The sequence below is a fragment of the Paraburkholderia edwinii genome, from assembly GCF_019428685.1.
Lineage (GTDB): Bacteria > Pseudomonadota > Gammaproteobacteria > Burkholderiales > Burkholderiaceae > Paraburkholderia > Paraburkholderia edwinii.
In genome coordinates, this window is the sequence record NZ_CP080095.1 from 2,237,629 (window position 1) to 2,258,424 (window position 20,796).

Consider the following 20,796-nt stretch of genomic DNA (forward strand, 5'->3'; position numbering starts at 1 on the left):
TGGTGTGTCCGTGGTTTGCCTGATTTTCGTTCAGCGTCCGTACTGCTCGCAGATTTCGTTGACCGCGCGGCAGACGCGCGCGACGTCGCCTTCGTTCATCTGCGTGAAGAGCGGCAGCGTGACTGTCGTCGCGCCGAAGCGCTCCGCGTGCGGGAACATGCCTTCGCGGAAACCGCGCGCACGATACAGCGAAAACAGATGGATCGCCGGATAGTGCACGCCCGAACCGATGCCGCGTTCCTTCAGCGCGCCCATGAAACCCGCGCGGTCGACCGACAGTTTCTCCAGCGGCAGCGTGATCTGGAACATATGCCAGTTGCTGTTTTCGAAGTCGGCTAGCGGCAGGCCGATGCCGAGCTTTTCAGCGACACCGCCCGCCAAGCCCGCGAAGTAGGCGCGCGCGAGCTTTCTACGCTGCGCGTTAAAACCCTCGAGACGCGGCAGTTGCCCGAGCCCCACACGCGCGGCGACGTCGGTCAGGTTGTACTTGCCCCCGAGCACGTCGCAGTCCATGCCGTCGAAGCCCGTGCGCGTAATGCCTTGCAGACGGTACTTCTGCGCCAGCGCGGCTTCCTCTTCGTTGTTGAGCACGAGTGCGCCGCCTTCGATCGACGTCAGATTCTTGTTCGCGTGGAAGCTGAACGAGACGATGTCGCCGAGCTTGCCGATGCGCTCGCCTTTCCACGTCGAGCCGACCGCCTGCGCGGCGTCTTCGATCACGCGCAGCTTGTGCTCGCGCGCAATCGCGTAGAGCCGGTCCATATCGACGGGCAGGCCCGCGAGGTACACCGGAATCATCGCCTTGGTGCGCGGCGTGATGGCCTGCTCGACAAGGTTCAGATCGATATTGCGCGTGCGCGGATCGATATCGACAAAGACCGGCGTCGCGCCCGTTTCGAGAATCACATTGGCCGTCGCGACCCACGAGGCCGGCGTCGTGATGACCTCGTCGCCGGGGCCCACGCCCGCGATCCGCAAGCCGACTTCGAGCGTCGCCGTGCCCGAGTTGAACGTGCGCACCGGGCGGCCGCCGCAGAATTCGGACAACGCCGCTTCGAACGCCTGGTTCTGCGGACCGGTCGTGATCCAGCCGGAGCGAAGCACGTCGGCGACGCCGCGGATCGTTTCTTCGTCGATATCCGGACGGACGAACGGCAAAAACGGGACGGATGACTGGGTCATGAGAACCTTGAGCGATAGGGAAGACGGCGCAATGCCGACAGCATAAAGAATACTTTCAACCGGGTGACGCACAGCTTAAGCCACGGCGAGCCGCCTGCGATCGGGCGCGCGGCGTTTCATACGACGCGCGGCGCGGACCGCATGAGGCGCCTCGCACGCTGCGCCGGTCGAGCCTGGCGTCGCGCCTGGTGCCTGGTTTTGAGCCTGCCCTCGCGCCTAGCTGCGCGCCAGTACGAACACGCCGACCAGGATGATGCCGATGCCGACGAGGCGCTGGATCGACAGCACTTCGCCGAACAGGTACCACGCGGCGACCGCGTTCAGCACATAGCCGAGCGAGAGCATCGGATAGGCGATCGAAACGTCGACGCGCGACAGCCCGACGACCCACACGACGACGCTCACCACATAGCAGCACAAGCCGCCGATGATCGGCCATTGCGTCGCGAGCCTGAAGCCAATGGGCAGGATGTTCGCACGGGTGAATTCGAAGTGTCCAACGGCATTCGTGCCGGCCTTGAGCAGCAGTTGCGCGCACGCGTTCAGCGTGACGCCCGCGAGAATGCAGAAGAGGGAGATCGGGTTCATCGAGGGGGGCGGGGTGAAGGTCAGGGCGTTTGTGGTTTTTCGACGACGGGTTTTTCTACGATCACCCGCCGCGCATCGCGCGCGACGACCTGCATCGGCAGATGCTGCGCCGCAAGATGCGCGTAGCGGTCGGGCGGCAGCAACGCGAGCGCATAGCGGTCCGCGTTCCAGCGCTTGACCCATTCGTCGACCGTCGGGATCCACTTCTGCGGTTCGACGCTGACGCCGAACGCCAGTTCGTCCGCGTGCTCGACCATGATCATCGTGTGGCGCACGTAGAACGGCAGCGTGTGGTCGAGTACGCCGACCGAATAGAACGGCGTGTCGGGCGGCAGCTTCGCAAGCGCGGCGCGCACGGCCGGCGCGAGCGGCGCGCCCGAGCTCAGGCGGCCGAACACGTCGTGGCCCGTGCCGGCAATCGTGCCGAGCAGCAGCCAGCCGGCGCCGAACGCGGCCACGGCGCCGACGATGCCGTTGCGGCTCGTGCGGTTGAGCCAGATCGCCACGAGCGTCAGGACGAACGCGACCGCGAGCGCCGCGAACACCCACGTGCGGAACTCGATGTAAAGCGCGGTCGGATTGCGCTCGTCGCCGAAGCGGCCGAGGAACACCGCGCCGAATGCGGCGGCGACGAGAAACACGGCGTAGCCCGTGAGATGCCGGTGAAACTGCGCCTTCGTGACGAGCGGCAGATACATGCCGATCAGCAGCGCCAGCGCCGGCGCGATCGGCAGCGTGTACGACAGCAGCTTCGAATGCGAGGCGCTGAAGAACAGGAAGATGAACGCCGACCATACGAGCAGCATGATGACCGGCGCAAAGCCGTTCGCCTGACGCGGCGTTTGCAGCGCGCGGCGCACACTTTGCACGCTGACCGACAGCCACGGCAGAAACCCGATCAGCAGCACCGGCACGAAGTAGTAGAACGCGCCGGGGCGGTTCTGCTCGGGCGTCAGATAACGCCTGAACTGCTGGACCACAAAAAAGAAGTTGAAGAATTCGGGATTGCGTTCCTGGACGAGCAGGAACCACGGCGTGACGATCGCGAAGAACACGATAAGCCCGCTCACCAGATAGAGCCGTTTCCAGATCGCCCAGTCGCGCGCGGCGAGCGTGTACAGCACGAGCACGGCGCCGGGCAGGATGACGCCGATCAAGCCCTTCGACAATACCGCGGCCGCCATTGCCCCCCAGCAGACCCACATCCAGCCGCGCACCGCGCGCGTGGGCAGGTCGGGGCGCTGCGCGAGCAGCAACGCGCAAAGCGACAGTTCCATCCAGAACGACAGGGCCATGTCGAGCGTGTTGAAGTGGCCCATCAGGTTCCAGTACGGCGAGCAGGCGAGCACGATCGCGGCGAAGATGCCGGCGGCCGCGTTGAACACGCGCGCTCCGGTGAAGCCGACCAGCAGCACGCCCGCGAAGCCCGTCAGCGCCGTATAGAGGCGCGCCTGCCACTCGCCGAGGCCGAACCAGGCGAACGTCAACGCGTTGGCCCAGGTCTGCAGCGGCGGCTTCTCGAAATATTTGTAGCCGTTATAGCGCGGCGTGATCCAGTCGCCGGTGACGAACATCTCGCGCGCCATTTCCGCATAGCGCCCTTCGTCGCTCGGCAGCAGATGGCGCCAGCCGAGCGGCACGAACCAGACGAGCGCAAGCGCGATCAGCAACAGCAGAATGACGGTGCGGTTGAGCGGTAGCCGGGACGGCGTATCGTTCATTGATTTCAACCTTGTTTGGTGCCTGGTGAATGCTTTTTTTGCCTGGTTTTAATGCTTTTCCGGGCGCCTGTTCGGGCGCTGTCGGACGGCTTCGTATCGAGTCGCACGGCTGCGCACAGCGGCACGCAACCGTGCCGACCCGCCGCGCCCGTGGCACGACCGACCGGCCGCGGTTGCGCGGCGCGCCGTGAGCATGCCGCAGTGAAGCTTAACGTCGCCTTATCAATGCACCTTATCGAATGCCTTACAGGCGCATCGAGGCCGCGCATCGAGGCCGCACGCCGCCCGACGCGGCGTACGTCTTTCACGAAACGCCGCGCAGTTTACTCGATCGGCGCGGCACTGCCGACCCGCGCGTCCCGTTATTGCTCGATCAGAAGCGCGGCGGCGACCTTGCGGCCTTCGGCCATCAGGATGTTGTAGGTCCGGCAGGCGGCCTTGAAGTCCATCGTTTCGACGCCGATGCGCTGCGCTGCCAGCGCGGACGTGAGCCGCGGATGAGGAAAGCGCAGCCGTTCGCCGCTGCCGAAAATCACGACTTCGGGAGCCGGTTCGATCAGAAGCGCGAAGTGCTCAGGGGCAAGGGCCTCGAACGACGAAACCGGCCATGCGATCACCGGCGCTTCGGGTAACACGATGATGCTGCCGGTATGACGTTCGAGATTGATTTCGACATAGTCGGCGCCGTAACCCGTGACGGTATTGAGGGCGCCGCTCGAATCCTGGTGTAGTTTCAAACTGGTATTCCGTGAGTTGCGACGTGAGTTACGACTAACAGGTGGCGAAGACGCGTCAGACGCCTGGCGCAGTGCGAAGCCCGGGCGGCGGGGCTTGCGCCCGTGCGTGGTGCATTGCGGAAGTCGGTCAAAATCCGCTAAATTATAGCTTTTTAGCCGCCCGGCGACCCTTCGCGCTCGTGTGTGGCCATAAGCGGGCCATACGCGAACCATAAGCGGGTCATGAGCAGGCTATAAGCTGGTTCGCGGGTCGCCATAAGCGACGTGCGCGGCGTCCTGAATCACTCCTTCATCCGGTTTGGCCGATCGCCTGTGCATTTGTTCCGCGCGTCTTTTGCGCGCGCTGTGACGTGTTATGGCGTGTTCCGGGCGTTTTTGCGGTTCGTTTGTTCCATTTTTTGTTGCGCGCGTTGTCAGTTCCGCGTGTGCCCGTCGAGAAACCGCCGTGAAACCCATACTCAAATCCAACAAGCTTCTGAATGTCTGCTACGACATTCGCGGCCCCGTTCTCGAACACGCCAAGCGGCTCGAAGAGGAAGGCCATCGCATCATCAAGCTGAATATCGGCAACCTCGCGCCGTTTGGCTTCGACGCCCCGGACGAGATCATTCAGGACATGATCCTGAACCTGCCGACGTCGTCCGGTTACTCCGATTCGAAAGGCGTGTTCGCGGCGCGCAAGGCGATCATGCACTACGCGCAGCAGAAGGGCGTGCACGGCGTCGAACTCGACGATATTTATATCGGCAATGGCGCGTCCGAACTGATCGTGATGGCGCTGCAGGCCCTGCTCAACGACGGCGACGAAGTGCTGCTGCCGGCGCCCGATTACCCGTTGTGGACCGCCGGCGTAAGCCTTTCCGGCGGCACGCCCGTGCATTACATTTGCGACGAATCGAACCGCTGGATGCCGGACCCCGACGACATCCGCGCGAAGATCACGCCGAACACGCGTGCGCTGGTGGTGATCAACCCGAACAACCCGACCGGCGCGCTGTATTCGAACGAACTGCTGCTCGAGCTGATCGAAATCGCGCGCCAGCACGGCCTCGTGATCTTCGCGGACGAGGTGTACGACAAGATCATCTACGACGGCCGCGAGCACACGGCCATCGCCTCGCTGTCCGAAGACGTGCTGACGGTCACGTTCAATAGCCTCTCGAAGAGCTACCGGTCGTGCGGCTACCGCGCCGGCTGGATGTGGGTGTCGGGCCTGACCGGCGAGAACCGGCGCCGCGCGAAAGACTATTTCGAGGGCCTGGGCATTCTCGCGTCGATGCGGCTGTGCCCGAACGTGCCGGGCCAATACGCGATTCAAACCGCGCTTGGCGGCTATCAGAGCATCAACGAACTGATTGCGCCGGGCGGCCGGCTCTACAAGCAGCGCGAACTCGCCTACGACATGCTCACGGCGATTCCCGGCGTGACCTGCGTGAAACCCGAAGCCGCGCTTTACATGTTTCCGCGCCTCGACCCGAAGCTCTATCCGATCCACAACGACCAGCAATTCATCCTCGATCTGCTGCTCGAAGAGCGCGTGCTGCTCGTGCAGGGCACCGGCTTCAACTGGAAGTCGCCCGATCACTTCCGCGTGGTGTTCCTGCCGAACGTCGACGATCTCGCGGACTCGATCAACCGGATCGCGCGCTTTCTCGATGGCTACCGCAAGCGGCACGCGGCCTGACGTACACTGCCCGCGCTTACCCGTTCCCTCAAACTCTCATTAGAAACACACACGCTGCATGGAACCGATCAAAGTTGGATTGCTGGGCTTCGGCACCGTCGGCTGCGGAACCTATACGGTACTGCGCCGCAATCAGGAAGAAATCAAACGGCGGGCCGGCCGCGACATCGAGATTGCGCGCATTGCGGTGCGTAACCCGGCGAAGGCGAAGAGCGCGCTCGCGACGGCCGATGGTGCCGACGGCGCCGCTGCATCGACCGTTGCCGTCACGGACGACTTCAACGCGGTCGTCGACGATCCGTCGATCGACATCGTCGCGGAAATGATCGGCGGCACGGGGATTGCGCGCGAACTCGTGTTGCGCGCCATTGCGAATCGCAAGCATGTGGTGACGGCGAACAAGGCGCTGCTCGCCGTGCACGGCACCGAGATTTTCGAGGCCGCGCACAAGAACGGCGTGATGGTCGCGTTCGAGGCGGCGGTGGCGGGCGGCATTCCGATCATCAAGGCGCTGCGCGAGGGGCTGACGGCGAACCGCATCGAATACATCGCGGGCATCATCAACGGCACGACGAATTACATTCTGTCGGAGATGCGCGATCGCGGGCTCGATTTCGCGACCGCGCTGAAGGCGGCGCAGGCGCTCGGCTACGCCGAAGCCGACCCGACGTTCGATATCGAAGGCGTCGACGCTGCGCACAAGGCGACCATCATGAGCGCGATCGCGTTCGGTGTGCCCGTGCAATTCGACAAGGCGTATGTCGAAGGCATCAGCAAGCTTGCGGCCATCGATATCCGTTATGCCGAAGAACTCGGCTACCGGATCAAGCTGCTCGGCATCACGCGCCGCACCGAAAAAGGCATCGAACTGCGCACGCACCCAACGCTGATTCCCGCCAAACGCCTGCTCGCCAATGTGGAAGGCGCGATGAATGCGGTGGTCGTGCATGGCGATGCGGTCGGCACGACGCTCTACTACGGCAAGGGCGCGGGCGCGGAGCCGACGGCCTCGGCGGTGGTGGCGGATCTCGTCGACGTGACGCGGCTGCATACGGCGGACCCGGAGCATCGCGTGCCGCATCTCGCGTTCCAGCGTGACCGGCTGTCGGACACGCCGATCCTGCCGATCGACGAGGTGACGAGCGGCTACTACCTGCGTCTGCGGGTAGCCGATGTGACGGGCGTGCTCGCCGACATCACGCGCATTCTGGCGAATACCGGCATTTCGATCGACGCACTGCTGCAAAAGGAATCGGAGCAGGTCGACGATCACGGCAAGGGCGAAACGGACATCATCCTGATCACGCACGAGACGGTCGAAAAGAACGTCAATGCGGCGATCGCGGACATCGAGGCATTGCGTACGGTCGTATCGAAGGTGACGAAGCTGCGCATGGAATCGTTGAACTGAACTTGAGCTGAGCGGACTTTCTCATGAACTACATTTCCACGCGCGGCGCCGGAGCAGGCGAGCGCCATTCGTTTTCCGACATTCTGCTCGGCGGCCTGGCGAAAGACGGCGGCCTGTATCTGCCGTCCTCGTACCCGCGTGTGTCCGCCGAAGAACTGGCGCGCTGGCGCACGCTGCCGTACGCCGATCTCGCGTTCGAGATCCTGTCGAAATTCAGCGACGACATTCCCGCCGAGGACCTGCGCGAACTGACGCGCCGCACGTACACCGCGCAGACGTACTGCAACGTGCGCGACGACGAACAGGCCGCGCAGATCACGCCTTTGAAGACGCTTGGCGTTGAAGACGGCGCGCCGCTTGCGTTGCTCGAACTGTCGAACGGGCCGACGCTCGCGTTCAAGGACATGGCGATGCAACTGCTCGGCAGCCTGTTCGAGTACACGCTCGCGAAGCATGGCGAAACGCTGAATATTCTCGGCGCGACATCGGGCGACACGGGCAGCGCCGCCGAATACGCGATGCGCGGCAAGAAGGGCATCCGCGTGTTCATGCTGTCGCCGCACAAGAAGATGAGCGCGTTCCAGACCGCGCAGATGTACAGCCTGCAGGATCCGAACATCTTCAATATCGCGGTCGAAGGCGTGTTCGACGACTGTCAGGACATCGTGAAGGCCGTCTCGAACGATCACGCGTTCAAGGCCGCGCAGAAGATCGGCACCGTCAATTCGATCAACTGGGCGCGCGTGGTGGCGCAGGTCGTCTATTACTTCAAGGGCTATTTCGCGGCGACGAAGTCGAACGACGAGCGCGTGTCGTTCACCGTGCCGTCGGGCAACTTCGGCAACGTCTGCGCCGGTCATATCGCGCGCATGATGGGCTTGCCGATCGAAAAGCTCGTTGTCGCGACCAACGAAAACGACGTGCTCGACGAATTCTTCCGCACCGGTATCTACCGCGTGCGCAAGGCCGCCGAGACGTATCACACGAGCAGCCCGAGCATGGATATTTCGAAGGCGTCGAACTTCGAGCGCTTCGTGTTCGATCTGCTTGGCCGCGACCCGGCGCGCGTGCTGCAGCTGTTCCGCGATGTCGAGGAGAAGGGCGGCTTCGATCTCGCGGCGAGCGGCGACTTCGCGCGCGTGAAGGAATTCGGCTTTGTGTCGGGCAGCAGCACGCATGCGAGCCGCGTCGAGACGATACGCGACGTGTTCCAGCGCTACGACACGATGATCGATACGCACACGGCCGACGGGCTCAAGGTTGCGCGCGAGCACCTGCAGGCCGGCATTCCGATGATCGTGCTCGAGACCGCGCAGCCGATCAAGTTCGGTGAGACGATCCGCGAGGCGCTATTGCGCGAGCCCGAGCGGCCCGCCGCATTCGTCGGGCTGGAGGCGTTGCCGCAGCGCTTCGATGTGCTGCCGGCCGATGCGGAGCGCGTCAAGGCGTTTGTCGCCGGAGTTACCGCATAAAAGACGGGCGCACTACAATAAATAACCTTTTCGTCCCGCCCGCGCCCATCTACCGATGTCCACACCCACGCCTGCCGCACCTCGCGCCCCGATGCTGTCGACTGCCGATGCCCTGGCCACCCTGCTTGGCGCTGCCGTGCAGATCGACGGCGCACAAACGCTGCCCACGCTCGACGCATTGAACCGCGTGCTCGCGGCCGATGTGATCTCGCCGCTCGACGTGCCGCCGATGAATACGAGTTCGATGGACGGCTACGCGGTACGCATCGCGGATCTTGCGCACGGCGACCGGCGCCTTGCCGTATCGCAGCGCATTCCGGCCGGTCACGCGCCGCAGCCGCTCGCGGCGGGTACCGTGGCGCGCATCTTCACCGGCGCGACGGTGCCGCCCGGCGCCGACGCGATCGTGATGCAGGAGCAGACCGAAGCCGCCGGCGACGAAGTGACGCTGTTGCACACGCCGAAGGCCGGCGAGTGGATCACGCAGCAAGGCGCCGATATCCGGCGCGGCGCGGTGATCCTGCCCGCCGGTACGCGCCTTACACCGCAGGCGCTGGGGCTGGCTGCGTCGGTCGGCTGCGCGGAACTGCACGTGATGCGCCGCGTGAAAGTCGCGGTGTTCTTCACTGGCGACGAACTGACGATGCCCGGCGAGCCGTTGAAGCCGGGCGCGATCTACAACTCGAACCGCTTCACGCTGCGCGGGCTGCTCGAGAAGCTCGGCTGCGACGTGACGGACTACGGCATCGTGCCCGACGAGCTCGATGCGACGCGCGCGACGCTGCGCGATGCGGCGCGCGAGCACGATCTGATCCTGACTTGCGGCGGCGTCTCTGTGGGCGAGGAAGATCATGTGAAGCCGGCCGTCGAGGCCGAAGGGCGGCTGTCGATGTGGCAGATCGCGATGAAGCCCGGCAAGCCGCTCGCATTCGGCGCCGTGCGGCGTGCAGGTGAGGGTGCCGGTGCCAATGCAGTTGGTGATGCGGGTGGCGGCGCTGACGCGGCGAGCGCAGCAAGCGTTGCGACTGCAGTGAGCACGGCTCCGGCACGCGCCGAAACTTTCTTTATCGGCTTGCCCGGCAACCCGGTTTCGAGCTTCGCGACTTTCCTGCTGTTCGTGCGGCCGTTTGTGCTGCGCCTTGCCGGCGTGCGCACCGTGACGCCGCGCGCGTTGTCGCTGCGCGCGGATTTCACGCAGCAGAAGGGCGATCGCCGCAACGAGTTCCTGCGCGCGCGCGTCAATGCGGCGGGCGGCCTCGATCTGTTCCCGAACCAGAGTTCCGCGGTGCTGACGTCGACCGTCTGGGGCGACGGGCTGATCGACAACCCGCCGAATCATGCGATCAGCGCCGGCGAGACCGTGCGCTTCATTCCGTTTTCCGAACTGCTGAACTAGCGCTGCAAAGCGTGTCACGACCGAACCGAAGCCACCGATGAAGATCCAGCTCAGATATTTTGCAAGCGTGCGCGAAGCGCTCGGTCTATCCGACGAAGCGGTCGACGTGCCGGCTGAAGTCGCGACCGTCGGCGACGTGCGCGCATGGCTGCGCACGCGCGGCGGCATCTGGGCCGATACGCTCGTCGAAGGGCGCGCGCTGCGCATGGCTTGCAATCACGTGATGACCGATGCCGGCACGCGCATCACCGACGGCTGCGAAGTCGCGTTTTTTCCGCCGGTCACGGGCGGCTAGGGAGCGGACGATGACAGTGCGCGTCCAGACCGAAGACTTCGATGTCTCGACCGAGCTTGCCGCGCTGCGCGCGCAAAATCCGAAAGTCGGCGCGGTCGCGTGCTTTATCGGCACCGTGCGCGACCTCAACGAAGGCAGCACCGTCGAGACGATGGAGCTCGAACACTACCCGGGGATGACCGAGAAGTCGCTCGAAGGCATCGTCGATGCGGCGCGCGAACGGTGGCCGGGCACCGACGTGCTGATCGTGCATCGGGTGGGCAAGCTGTATCCGCTCGATCAGATCGTGCTCGTCGCGACCACGTCCGCGCATCGCGGCAATGCGTTCGCCTCGTGCGAGTTCGTGATGGACTATCTGAAGACCCACGCGCCGTTCTGGAAGAAGGAAAAAACCGAACACGGCGAGCGCTGGGTCGATGCGCGCGTGACCGACGATAAGGCGCTCGAGCGCTGGGGTCTGGCTTCGGTCAACACGAAGCCGGAGTGAGGCGCGGGGCGGCGCGCTTCGCTGCAGGATGCCGCTTATCGCGCGGATGGCGGGTACTGGCTGATGGCGCTTGGTAATGTCGCTCAGTCACGCCTTTCAGTAGCGCCTTTCAGTAGCGCCGCGCAGTAGCGTCGCCCAGTAAAGCCGCTTAGTAAAGCCGCTCAATAACGTCACTCACGCGTCGTCCCGACCACGTCCGATGAACTTCGCCGGGAACGGCTCGCCGCGCGGCCGCGACGGCGGTCCATCCGCGTCATGTGCGTGCGTCGCATCGTCATCTTTCCTCTGCCGCCGCGGCGCCACCCGCTCGAGCAACGCCTTCTGCTCGGCCGGAATTTCGTAGTCCCACCCGAACTTGCTCAACTGCAGGCTCTGCGCGATACGCAGCGCCGGCTCCATGAAGCGCACCGCCGCGGCGGGCTCGTAACGCCCCTCGACAGTATCGAGAAACAGGTAGAGCCACCGGCTGAAATGCCGCGGCTCGATGCCTTCCAGCGGCTCGTGCTTCTGCTGCACATTGCCTCGGTACTGCTTCGAACCGAGCACGAGACTGCCCCAGAACAGGCACATCTTCGGCAGATGCTCGTCCCAGCGCCCACCGATCTTCTGCTCGAACACAGGCCCGAGCAGTGCATCGGCGCGCACCCGGTCGTAGAACGCGTAGACGAGCTCGCGGATGTTCGCTTCAGTTGGTTCGGATTGCCGCACGACGGGCGTGGCAGGCTCGAAAGACGGGTTCATTCAATGATCACAAGTAAGGCGGACGACAAATATTTGGCGGTCAAATGCAAAAAGACATCATCAATCTGGTAAAAAAGACCGCATGCAAAGAAACCATAACGTTTATAGTTACGCGAAATAACACGAAAAACGCAGCAATAAGATGCGTAATGCAAGCATCTTATTGTAATCAGACGTGCGATACAGCATGCGATAAACAGCGTTCACGGCAACCTTGGAAAGGACGAGACCCGGCTTTTGTGCGGCCCCGCCTTCGCCGATCGCGACTTGGCATACATGAGACTGACAGACTATACCGACTACTCGTTGCGTGTGCTGCTGTACCTCGCCGTACGCCCTGAGGGGCTTGCAACGATCCAGGATATTTCCGATTCGTACGGAATCTCCAAGAATCATCTGATGAAAGTCGTCCAACGACTCGCCGAACTCGGTTGGGTCGAGACGGTGCGCGGGCGCAATGGCGGGCTGCGGCTATACGAGCACTCGTCGGCGCTGACCGTCGGCGAGGTTGTGCGCGCGGCCGAGAGCGACTTCGCGCTCGTCGCTTGCCTGCCGGACGGCGAGGGCTTGCATCGCGACTGCACGATCCGCTCTCACTGCCGCCTGAAGGGCGTGTTCGAGAGCGCGCGCGATGCGTTTTTCGCGGAACTCGACCGCCATACGATCAGCGATATCGCTCAGCCGAGCGACCCGCTCTTGACGCTGCTTGGCCTGATGCCCGCTGCGGTACCGGTCGCGTCGATCGTCCCGGTCTCACCCGACGCGTAAGCGCCGCCGCCGCGGCGCCTTGCCCGCGGTCGACGCGGCATGCAGTCGCGACGCGGCATCAAGCCGCAGGTCGCACGCCGCACGCTGGCGTCCGAAGCCCGAGCGCTGGCCGCCGGCGGCCGATTAGCGCCGCTGGCGCTGCCAATCCGGCGAATTGTTATCTCCCGGCGCAAAAAACCGCTTGAAACGCGAATAACCTCCCTCACTTTGGTGACATTCGAAATTGGAGGTCTCTGTGAGAATCGACAAACTCACCACCAAATTCCAGGAAGCGTTGGCGGATGCGCAAAGCCTTGCGGTCGGCCATGACAATCAGTACATCGAGCCCGTTCACCTGCTCGCCGCACTCGTCGCGCAACCGGACGGCTCCGCGCGTTCGCTGATGTCGCGGGCGGGCGTGCATGCGCAGGCGCTGCAAGGCGCGTTGAACGACGCCATCGCGCGGCTGCCGCAGGTGCAAGGCACCGACGGCAACGTACAGATCGGCCGCGAACTCACGGGCTTGCTGAACCAGGCCGACAAGGAAGCGCAGAAGCTCAACGACACGTATATCGCGAGCGAAATGTTCCTGCTTGCGGTCGCCGACGACAAAGGCGAGGCCGGCCGTCTTGCGCGCGAACATGGCCTGACGCGCAAATCGCTCGAAGCGGCGATCGTCGCCGTGCGCGGCGGCTCGCAGGTGCATAGCCAGGACGCCGAGAGCCAGCGCGAAGCGTTGAAGAAATACACGATCGATCTGACCGAACGCGCGCGCGCCGGCAAGCTCGACCCGGTGATCGGCCGCGACGACGAAATCCGCCGCTCGATCCAGATCCTGCAGCGCCGCACGAAGAACAACCCCGTGCTGATCGGCGAACCCGGCGTCGGCAAGACGGCGATCGTCGAAGGGCTCGCGCAGCGGATCGTCAACGGCGAGGTGCCGGAGACGCTGAAGGGCAAGCGCGTGCTGTCGCTCGACATGGCCGCGCTGCTCGCGGGCGCGAAGTACCGCGGCGAATTCGAAGAGCGCCTGAAGGCCGTGCTCAACGACATCGCGAAGGACGAAGGCCAGACCATCGTGTTTATCGACGAAATCCACACGATGGTCGGCGCGGGCAAGGCCGAAGGCGCGATGGACGCCGGCAACATGCTGAAGCCGGCGCTGTCGCGCGGCGAACTGCATTGCGTCGGCGCGACCACGCTCGACGAGTACCGCAAGTACATCGAGAAGGATGCGGCGCTCGAGCGGCGCTTCCAGAAAGTGCTGGTCGACGAGCCGAGCGTCGAAGCGACGATCGCGATTCTGCGCGGTTTGCAGGAGCGTTATGAACTGCACCACGGCGTCGATATCACGGATCCGGCGATTGTCGCGGCCGCGGAACTGTCGCATCGCTACATCACCGACCGTTTTCTGCCGGACAAGGCGATCGACCTGATCGACGAAGCGGCGTCGAAGATCAAGATGGAGATCGATTCGAAGCCCGAAGAAATGGACCGGCTCGATCGCCGCCGTATCCAGCTGAAGATCGAGCGCGAAGCGGTGAAGAAGGAGAAGGACGAAGCGTCGCAGAAGCGTCTGCAGCTGATCGAGGAAGAGATCGAGCAGCTCGACCGCAAATATTCGGATCTCGACGAGATCTGGACCGCTGAAAAGGCCGTGGTGCAGGGCGGCGCGCAGCTGAAGGAAGAGATCGAGAAGACGCGTGCCGAAATCGCGCGGCTGCAGCGCGAAGGCAAGCTCGAGAAGGTCGCCGAATTGCAGTACGGCAAGCTGCCGCAGCTCGAGGCGCGCCTGAAGCAGGTCGCGCAGGCTGAAGCGCAGGAGCAGAACAACCCGACGCGCCCGCGTCTGTTGCGCACGCAGGTCGGCGCAGAAGAAATCGCCGAAGTCGTGTCGCGCGCAACCGGCATTCCGGTCGCGCGCATGATGCAGGGCGAGCGCGAAAAGCTGCTGCAGATCGAAGAGAAGCTGCATCAGCGCGTCGTGGGCCAGGACGAAGCGATCACCGCGGTCGCCGATGCGATCCGCCGTTCGCGTGCGGGCCTGTCGGATCCGAATCGTCCGTATGGTTCGTTCCTGTTCCTCGGGCCGACGGGCGTGGGCAAGACTGAGGTGTGCAAGGCGCTCGCTTCGTTCCTGTTCGATTCGGAAGAGCATCTGATCCGGATCGACATGAGCGAATTCATGGAGAAGCACAGCGTCGCGCGGCTGATCGGCGCGCCGCCGGGCTATGTCGGCTACGAGGAAGGCGGCTACCTGACCGAAGCGGTGCGCCGCAAGCCGTATAGCGTGATCCTGCTCGACGAGATCGAGAAGGCGCACCCGGACGTGTTCAACGTGCTGCTGCAGGTGCTTGACGACGGCCGCATGACCGATGGCCAGGGGCGCACCGTCGACTTCAAGAACACGGTGATCGTGATGACGTCGAACCTCGGCTCGCAGGTCATTCAGGCGATGGTCGGCGAACCGCAGGAAGCGGTGAAGGACGCGGTATGGGAAGAGGTGAAGCTGCACTTCCGGCCCGAGTTCCTGAACCGGATCGACGACGTGGTTGTGTTCCATGCGCTTGACCGCGCAAACATCGAGTCGATCGCGAAGATCCAGCTCGAGCGTGTGCACGACCGGCTCGCGAAGCTTGATATGCAGCTGGTCGTTTCCGACGAGGCGCTCGAACTGATCGGCAAGGTCGGCTACGATCCGTTGTTCGGCGCGCGGCCGTTGAAGCGCGCGATCCAGCAGGAGATCGAGAACCCGGTCGCCAAGCTGATTCTCGCGGGCAAGTTCGGGCCGAAGGATGTGATTCCGGTCGATGTGCGCAACGGCAAGCTCGTGTTCGAGCGAGTCGTGCATTAAGCGAGCGCAGCGCGCGGCGCGAGCCGCAAAGCGCCAACGGGCAACGAAGCGATTCGTTGCCCGTTTTTTATTCGTGAACATGCATTGCGTCTGACCGGCTGCGTCTGTTTAGCATAGCTTGACCGCCACGAATGGAGACGCACGATGCGCCCCGATGCCATGCATGAAGTTGCGACTGATGTGCCCAAGCCGCGTCTGCAGGATGTGTCCCGCGTCACGCATGAGGCGGGCGGCCCGTCGTTTGCACGTGCGCAAGCGTTACTCGGAGTACGGCCGTCCGCGGCGCTTCGCCTCTAGTCGGCGGTGTTTTTTGTCGACGGACGTAACTGGTATTTGGCGAACATCAGGGAGGTTTTCAGATGCAATTGCAAGTTGTACACGGTGGATATCATGAAGTTCCTCAAGCGCTGCCCCAAGTACATGCGCCAGCAGGCGCCGATGCGCATCCCACGATCCCGGACAGCAGGCCAGGGTCACGCGAATCGGTCCTGCATCAAAGCACGAGCGGGGCAGCACAATCGAACACCCCTAACCGTGGGCGTACGCGAGACGCTCATTTCATCGGGATGGCACAGCCGGTCGGTGTGTCGTCGTGGCCACCAGGCTTCGCTCTGCCGGGAATACCCGGCGAGTACAGAACGACGGATCGCCTTGGGGGAAAGGTCTATGACGACGGTGCGCGTCAATTCATCATTCACGACGGCAACGCTTACGCTGTGGCATTCGACACGAACGGCGCCTGTCGGGTGATTGATCCGGCAGCTTCGCAACGCAGGTCGTTCTATGTGGTTCCTACCGGCACAAGCGATCATTGGAAGTTTGGTGACTGGGCAAATCTCAAAGGCGGAGGATTTGGCGATCCGTCAGATCGGGCGGGTATTCAGGATCGGGTTCACGGTCTCGAAGATCATCGTCGAAGCCTGGAGAGCGAAATCCAGCGAGGCGCCGCGCGGGAGCAGGAACTCGCCCGGCAAATGCTGGACTTGCGTTCGAGGCAAAGCGAAGTTGCGCGTCGAATGACGGACCTGCAGTCGCGAATGTCTGAGCTTCGGACGCAGTTGGCGCGCAGCGACAATGACGGTCGGGCCGAACAGCAACATCGGGCGGAAATGGACCAGGGGTTGCGTGAGCTCCCGCAGTTGGCCGAGCAATGCCGCAGCTATCTGTCGGAGCTGTCCCGTATCGAGCGGGAGGCGCAATCGTTGGGACCGGAGCTCAGGGAGCAGCGAAGGCGGTTCGAAGAGATCGAGCGAGAGCTGTCACAACTGCGACAACGGCTGGGGTCCTAAGGAGTCGTCAGTCGTTCTTATCGCGCGGTGCGAGTGGGGTGAAGGTTGTGCGTCGGACGCTCGACAGCCAGGCTGACGGGCGGCCGGCCACGCAGGCGGCGCGCGGACCTGCCGCGGCCGCCCGCGCGTTGCGCCGGAGAGGGGCGTATCGCTACGCTTGCTTGTTGCCGAACAATCCCGACAGCGCACCCAGCGCGCCCATCAGATTCGACGGTTCGACCTTGCCATCGGCCGGTACTTCACCGTTCGGCGTCGCGGCATCGACGACGTGCGGCAGCACTTGCGACAGCAGTCCCGTGACCTGTTCGGGCTCGACGCCGGTCTTCGCCGCCAGATTCGTGACGGTCTCCGAACCGAGCACGTTTTGCAGCATGCCGGCGCTGATGGCCTTGTTTTCGCCGGTGCCGATCCATGAACTGATGATTTCGCCGGCGCCGTTTTCATGGAAGCGCTGGATCAGGCCGTTCAATCCGCCCGGCTGGTTATTGATGAATTCCATCACACTGGCGATGAGTGCCTGCTGACTTCCACCCTCTTGCGGTGATTTGCCAAACATCGAACCGATCGTGTCAAGTAGGCTCATGACTGTCTCTCCTGAAGGCCGGTGCGCGCCATGCGACCGGGTTGGGGGAAAACGCCGCGAGCGACGCGCGGCACGGAAAAGCCGGCAAAGGTCGTTGCGTATGCAACGACCGCTGCGGCGGCGGTGGGACATAAAGGCAACGTCGAAAAGCGACGCTGGCCACCGAAGAACGACAGGGTATACGGGCGCGCCACGCAAATCGTAAAAGTCGATTGCGAGCGCGATTCCAGGATTTTCGTCAGGCGCCCGACGCTGCAGGCGCCGATGCAGCGGCCTTGTTCTTCTTTTTAGATTTCGATGCTTTGGTGCCCGATGCGTCGGCGGGCGCAGTGGCCGCGGGCGCTTCAGCCGTGGTCGCGGTGGATTGCGGCGCGGACTTCGCAGATTTCGATGTGGACTTCGCCGCGCCGGTCGGCGGCGCGCCCGATCCGTTGATCGTCAGACCCGCGGCTTCGAGATTCTTCACCGACTTCGGACCGATGCCTTTGACGCGAGTCGCCAGATCGTCGGCATTCTTGAATGGACCGTTCTTCGTGCGCTCGTCGATGATCGCCTTTGCATGGACGGGCCCGATGCCCTTGACCGATTCGAGCGCAGCCTGATCGGCCGTGTTGACCTCGACCGCGGCGGCGATACCCGCACACAGCACGAGAACCAGCGCAACGCACAGCATCCAGAGCTTCTTCAACATGGCAAGCACTCCATTGAGGGCGAACGAGGCCCGGAACGGACCGCGCATCCAGTCAGCAAGCACTGCGACTCAAGCATAGGACACTTATGCGGCATTATTGCGAAAACCGCTGATTTATCGTGCCATTTGGTGCAAACCAGGTGAGTTTCTGGATGCTTTGGGGCGCATTTGAATGCGCATTAGGTGCGCCTCAGATGCGCTTTGGGCTGTATTAAGTCGCTGAAAGTCGCGTTGACCCGTGGTCTTCCGTTATGGACAGGCCATGCGCTTTGAATCATCTGCGCAATGGGTCAGTGCCGAGCGTGCCGGACGATGGGTTGGACGATGCCGCGGTTGATGTGCCAGTAACTGACGCGCGCGGATGGCTGGAGTTTGATCGTGTCGCCGTCCTCGTCCCCGTCGCCGCTGCCGCCGCTGTCGCCGCATGCGCGGTGGCGCCGCGCACTTCGAAGCGCACGCTATCGGCAATGCGGCCGTTTGCATCGACGAGTTCGAGGATGTGACGCCCAGGCCACGGCGGCCACAATACGCGCTGCGCATCGCCAAGCCGCTTGCCGTCGAGTTGCCACACGCTGTGCGTCGAAGTGCCATTCGCGCGTTCGAACGCAATTCGCTGGTTCGCGGGCGGGATGTCGGGATCGAGTGCGAACAGGGTGCCGTCGGCCGGTGAGCCGATGCGGGGCGCGGCGGCGGGAGAGGACGTCGCTGCGGTTGCCGTGATTGCCGCGGGTGCCGTGGTTGACGTGGTTGACGTGGTTGACGTGGTTGCCGCGGTCGCTGCGCGTGATGGCATTGCCGCGGTCGCCGTTCTTGCTCTATTTGCCGTTCTTGCTGCATTTGCCGTACGTGTCGCACCGGGCGAAATAGCCGGCAACGTAAGTGCGTTTGCCGCTTCGTCGCCGCGCGCACCCGCCGACAATGCGACCACGGGCATTTGCGTGCCACGCAGAAACCATTCGTCGCGGGCCGGTTCGAGCGCCTGCTCGAATGTTACGCGTGTGCGGATCACGCCCGCGGGCCTCACGGGCGGCGTGCTGGCCACGCGCCGATGCAGATAACCGGCGACGGCCGCCCACACCGGCGACGCACCGGTTACGCCCGATACGTCCCACATCGGCGTGCCATCCGCGTTGCCGACCCAGACGCCGATCGTGTAGCGCGATGTGAAGCCGATGGTCCAGTTGTCGCGCATGTCCTTGCTAGTGCCGGTTTTGACCGCGGAGAAGAAGCGCGTGGCGAGCGGACTGTCGAAGCCGAAGGTGCGCGTGCGCGCGTTGTTGTCCGATAGCACCGACGTCACGATAAAGCTAGCATCGGCGCTGAATACGCGGCGCGCCGCAAACTCCGCATCAGTGCGGCTATCGTTGCTGCCACTGCCACTGCCACTGCCACTGCCACTGCCACTGCCACTGCCACTGCCACTGCCACTGCCACTGCCACTGCCACTGCCACTGGCACTGACACTACCGCTGCCGCTGCCGCTGCGGCGCGCCGCATCCGTCCGCATCGCGACATCAACAGTCGGCGACACGACGCCGCCGTTTGCCAGCGCGCGATACGCATTGGTCAGCGACAGCAGCGTGACGTCCGCGCTGCCGAGCGCGAGACTGTAACCGTAGTAATCGCCGCTTTGCTCGAGTGGCAGACCGAGCGCGACAAGCGTGTCCGCGAAGCGATGCGGCGTGACCATGACAAGCGTGCGCACCGCGGGCACGTTCAGCGACGATCCGAGCGCTGTGCGCACGCTGACCCAGCCCTTGAAGCCCTTATCGTAGTTCTGCGGAATATAAAGGCCGCCGCCCGCCGGCAGATCGAGCGGCGCATCGTCGAGCAGCGTCGCGGTGGTCACGCGGCGCTCGTCGATGGCTTCGGCGTATAGAAACGGTTTCAAGGTCGAGCCGGCCTGGCGGCGCGCGAGTACCGCATCGACATCGGGTGCAGCCGACAGACTGCCCGACGAACCGACCCACGCGAGCACGTTGCCGCTCGCATTGTCGAGCACGACGACCGCGCCGTCGCGCACGTTGCGAGGATGTGCGCGCGCGTTCAGTTCGGCGAGCGTGCGCGTGAGCGTATCGCGCGCGAAACGCTGCAGGTTCGCGTCGAGCGTCGAGCGGATGCGCGCGCCGGCAGCCGGATGCAGCTGATTCGCGATGCGGCGCGCGAAGTGCGGCGCGAGCGATTCCGCGGCCGGCGATGTACTGAGCAACGCGGGTGCCGGGCGGGCGAAAGCAAGTTGCACGAAGCTGTCGAGATTCGCGCAGCGCGCGGCCGCCTGCATGTCGCGCAGAATCCGGCAGGCGCGCGCGGCGACTTTCGGATACGGCGCATTCGGCGCGCGGACCAGCGCCGCGGCGACCGCCGCTTCGCGATCGTCGAGCCCCGAAGCCGCCTTGCCGAACAGCGTGAGCGACAGCGCGGACAAACCGATCGTCTCGCCGCGCAACGGCACGAGATTCAGATACGCCTCGAGAATCTGATCCTTGCGCCAGCTGCGTTCGAGACGCAACGCATCGAACGCCTGGCCAGCCTTCTGCGCGAGCGAGCGTTGTCCCGAGCGTCGGCGGTCGTCGTCGAGGAGCCCTGACAATTGCATCGTCACGGTCGACGCGCCGCGCGTGCGCGTATTCCACAAGTTGCCCCAGGCGGCCGCGGCTGCGCCGCGCCAGTCGACGCCGCTGTGCTCGTAGAAGCGCTTGTCTTCCGATACGACGATCGCTTCGCGCAGCGCCGGCGAGACATCGGCGAGCGCGACCCATTCGCCGCGCCGCTCGCTCAGATCGACGCGCGTGCGCTGCAGCGGCTCGCCGTCGCGCGATAACAGCAGCCAGTCGGAGCTGCGCCATTGCGTGCGCACGTCGTCGAATGTCGGTAGTGCGCGGGCCGCGAGCGGCGTCAGCATCGCGAACACGGTTGCG

The 20,796-nt window shown here is 64.0% G+C and carries 16 protein-coding genes and 1 pseudogene; 9 read left to right on the forward strand and 8 right to left on the reverse strand.

Translation table 11 applies throughout. The features are described 5' to 3' along the window. Nucleotides 1-30 precede the first annotated feature (30 nt). The 4 genes from KZJ38_RS09975 to KZJ38_RS09990 all read right to left on the reverse strand — a co-directional run bounded on the left by KZJ38_RS09975 (nucleotide 31) and on the right by KZJ38_RS09990 (nucleotide 4,228). Complete coding sequence (locus KZJ38_RS09975) at nucleotides 31-1,182, reverse strand: DegT/DnrJ/EryC1/StrS family aminotransferase (protein WP_219799887.1); 1,152 nt, start codon at nucleotides 1,180-1,182, stop codon at nucleotides 31-33. 216 nt (nucleotides 1,183-1,398) lie between these two features. Beyond that, on the reverse strand, nucleotides 1,399-1,770 hold the full coding sequence (locus KZJ38_RS09980; protein ID WP_219799888.1) for a DMT family transporter: 372 nt from the start codon (nucleotides 1,768-1,770) through the stop codon (nucleotides 1,399-1,401). 20 nt (nucleotides 1,771-1,790) lie between these two features. Beyond that, nucleotides 1,791-3,491, reverse strand: a complete 1,701-nt coding sequence (locus tag KZJ38_RS09985) for a glycosyltransferase family 39 protein (RefSeq protein ID WP_219799889.1) — start codon at nucleotides 3,489-3,491, stop codon at nucleotides 1,791-1,793. A 362-nt stretch (nucleotides 3,492-3,853) separates the two neighbouring features. Next, the gene (locus KZJ38_RS09990) at nucleotides 3,854-4,228 is read right to left on the reverse strand and encodes an Mth938-like domain-containing protein (protein ID WP_219799890.1); all 375 of its coding nucleotides are present in this window, start codon (nucleotides 4,226-4,228) and stop codon (nucleotides 3,854-3,856) included. Nucleotides 4,229-4,673: 445 nt separating this feature from the next. Here KZJ38_RS09990 and KZJ38_RS09995 point away from each other — a divergent pair, with 445 nt between their 5' ends. The 6 genes from KZJ38_RS09995 to moaE are packed head-to-tail and all read left to right on the forward strand — an operon-like array spanning nucleotide 4,674 to nucleotide 10,973. After that, on the forward strand, nucleotides 4,674-5,912 hold the full coding sequence (locus tag KZJ38_RS09995) for a pyridoxal phosphate-dependent aminotransferase (protein WP_219799891.1): 1,239 nt from the start codon (nucleotides 4,674-4,676) through the stop codon (nucleotides 5,910-5,912). Nucleotides 5,913-5,970: 58 nt separating this feature from the next. Further along, nucleotides 5,971-7,323, forward strand: a complete 1,353-nt coding sequence (locus tag KZJ38_RS10000) for a homoserine dehydrogenase (RefSeq protein WP_219799892.1) — start codon at nucleotides 5,971-5,973, stop codon at nucleotides 7,321-7,323. Nucleotides 7,324-7,346: 23 nt separating this feature from the next. Beyond that, a complete protein-coding gene (gene thrC / locus KZJ38_RS10005) occupies nucleotides 7,347-8,795 on the forward strand; it encodes a threonine synthase (protein WP_219799893.1) in 1,449 nt (482 codons plus the stop codon). 55 nt (nucleotides 8,796-8,850) lie between these two features. After that, the gene (locus KZJ38_RS10010) at nucleotides 8,851-10,191 is read left to right on the forward strand and encodes a molybdopterin molybdotransferase MoeA (protein WP_246641707.1); all 1,341 of its coding nucleotides are present in this window, start codon (nucleotides 8,851-8,853) and stop codon (nucleotides 10,189-10,191) included. 37 nt (nucleotides 10,192-10,228) lie between these two features. Then, on the forward strand, nucleotides 10,229-10,486 hold the full coding sequence (gene moaD, locus KZJ38_RS10015; protein WP_219799894.1) for a molybdopterin converting factor subunit 1: 258 nt from the start codon (nucleotides 10,229-10,231) through the stop codon (nucleotides 10,484-10,486). A 10-nt stretch (nucleotides 10,487-10,496) separates the two neighbouring features. Continuing rightward, nucleotides 10,497-10,973 (forward strand): molybdopterin synthase catalytic subunit MoaE, encoded by a 477-nt coding sequence (moaE, locus tag KZJ38_RS10020; protein WP_219799895.1) that lies wholly within the window; start codon nucleotides 10,497-10,499, stop codon nucleotides 10,971-10,973. Nucleotides 10,974-11,147: 174 nt separating this feature from the next. On the opposite strand, the gene KZJ38_RS10025 is transcribed toward moaE, so the two are convergent. Further along, entirely contained in the window at nucleotides 11,148-11,714 is a 567-nt protein-coding gene (locus KZJ38_RS10025; RefSeq protein ID WP_219799896.1) for a group III truncated hemoglobin, read from the reverse strand. 276 nt (nucleotides 11,715-11,990) lie between these two features. On the opposite strand from KZJ38_RS10025, the gene KZJ38_RS10030 reads away from it, so the two are divergent. From KZJ38_RS10030 to KZJ38_RS10040, 3 genes are all read left to right on the forward strand, one after another. Then, a complete protein-coding gene (locus KZJ38_RS10030) occupies nucleotides 11,991-12,482 on the forward strand; it encodes an Rrf2 family transcriptional regulator (RefSeq protein ID WP_219799897.1) in 492 nt (163 codons plus the stop codon). A 235-nt stretch (nucleotides 12,483-12,717) separates the two neighbouring features. Beyond that, nucleotides 12,718-15,315, forward strand: coding sequence for an ATP-dependent chaperone ClpB (gene clpB, locus KZJ38_RS10035; protein WP_219799898.1), 2,598 nt, complete (start codon nucleotides 12,718-12,720; stop codon nucleotides 15,313-15,315). Between the two features lie 359 nt (nucleotides 15,316-15,674). Further along, on the forward strand, nucleotides 15,675-16,604 hold the full coding sequence (locus tag KZJ38_RS10040; RefSeq protein WP_219799899.1) for a hypothetical protein: 930 nt from the start codon (nucleotides 15,675-15,677) through the stop codon (nucleotides 16,602-16,604). A gap of 151 nt (nucleotides 16,605-16,755) precedes the next feature. Here KZJ38_RS10040 and KZJ38_RS10045 read toward each other — a convergent pair whose 3' ends face one another. The 3 genes and pseudogenes from KZJ38_RS10045 to KZJ38_RS10055 form a co-directional block, all read right to left on the reverse strand. Beyond that, nucleotides 16,756-17,187 (reverse strand): YidB family protein, encoded by a 432-nt coding sequence (locus KZJ38_RS10045; RefSeq protein ID WP_219799900.1) that lies wholly within the window; start codon nucleotides 17,185-17,187, stop codon nucleotides 16,756-16,758. A 241-nt stretch (nucleotides 17,188-17,428) separates the two neighbouring features. Beyond that, a pseudogene (locus KZJ38_RS10050) lies at nucleotides 17,429-17,878 on the reverse strand (ComEA family DNA-binding protein); the annotation flags it as partial. A 274-nt stretch (nucleotides 17,879-18,152) separates the two neighbouring features. Further along, nucleotides 18,153-20,780, reverse strand: a complete 2,628-nt coding sequence (locus KZJ38_RS10055) for a transglycosylase domain-containing protein (RefSeq protein WP_246641752.1) — start codon at nucleotides 20,778-20,780, stop codon at nucleotides 18,153-18,155. Nucleotides 20,781-20,796: the final 16 nt, after the last annotated feature.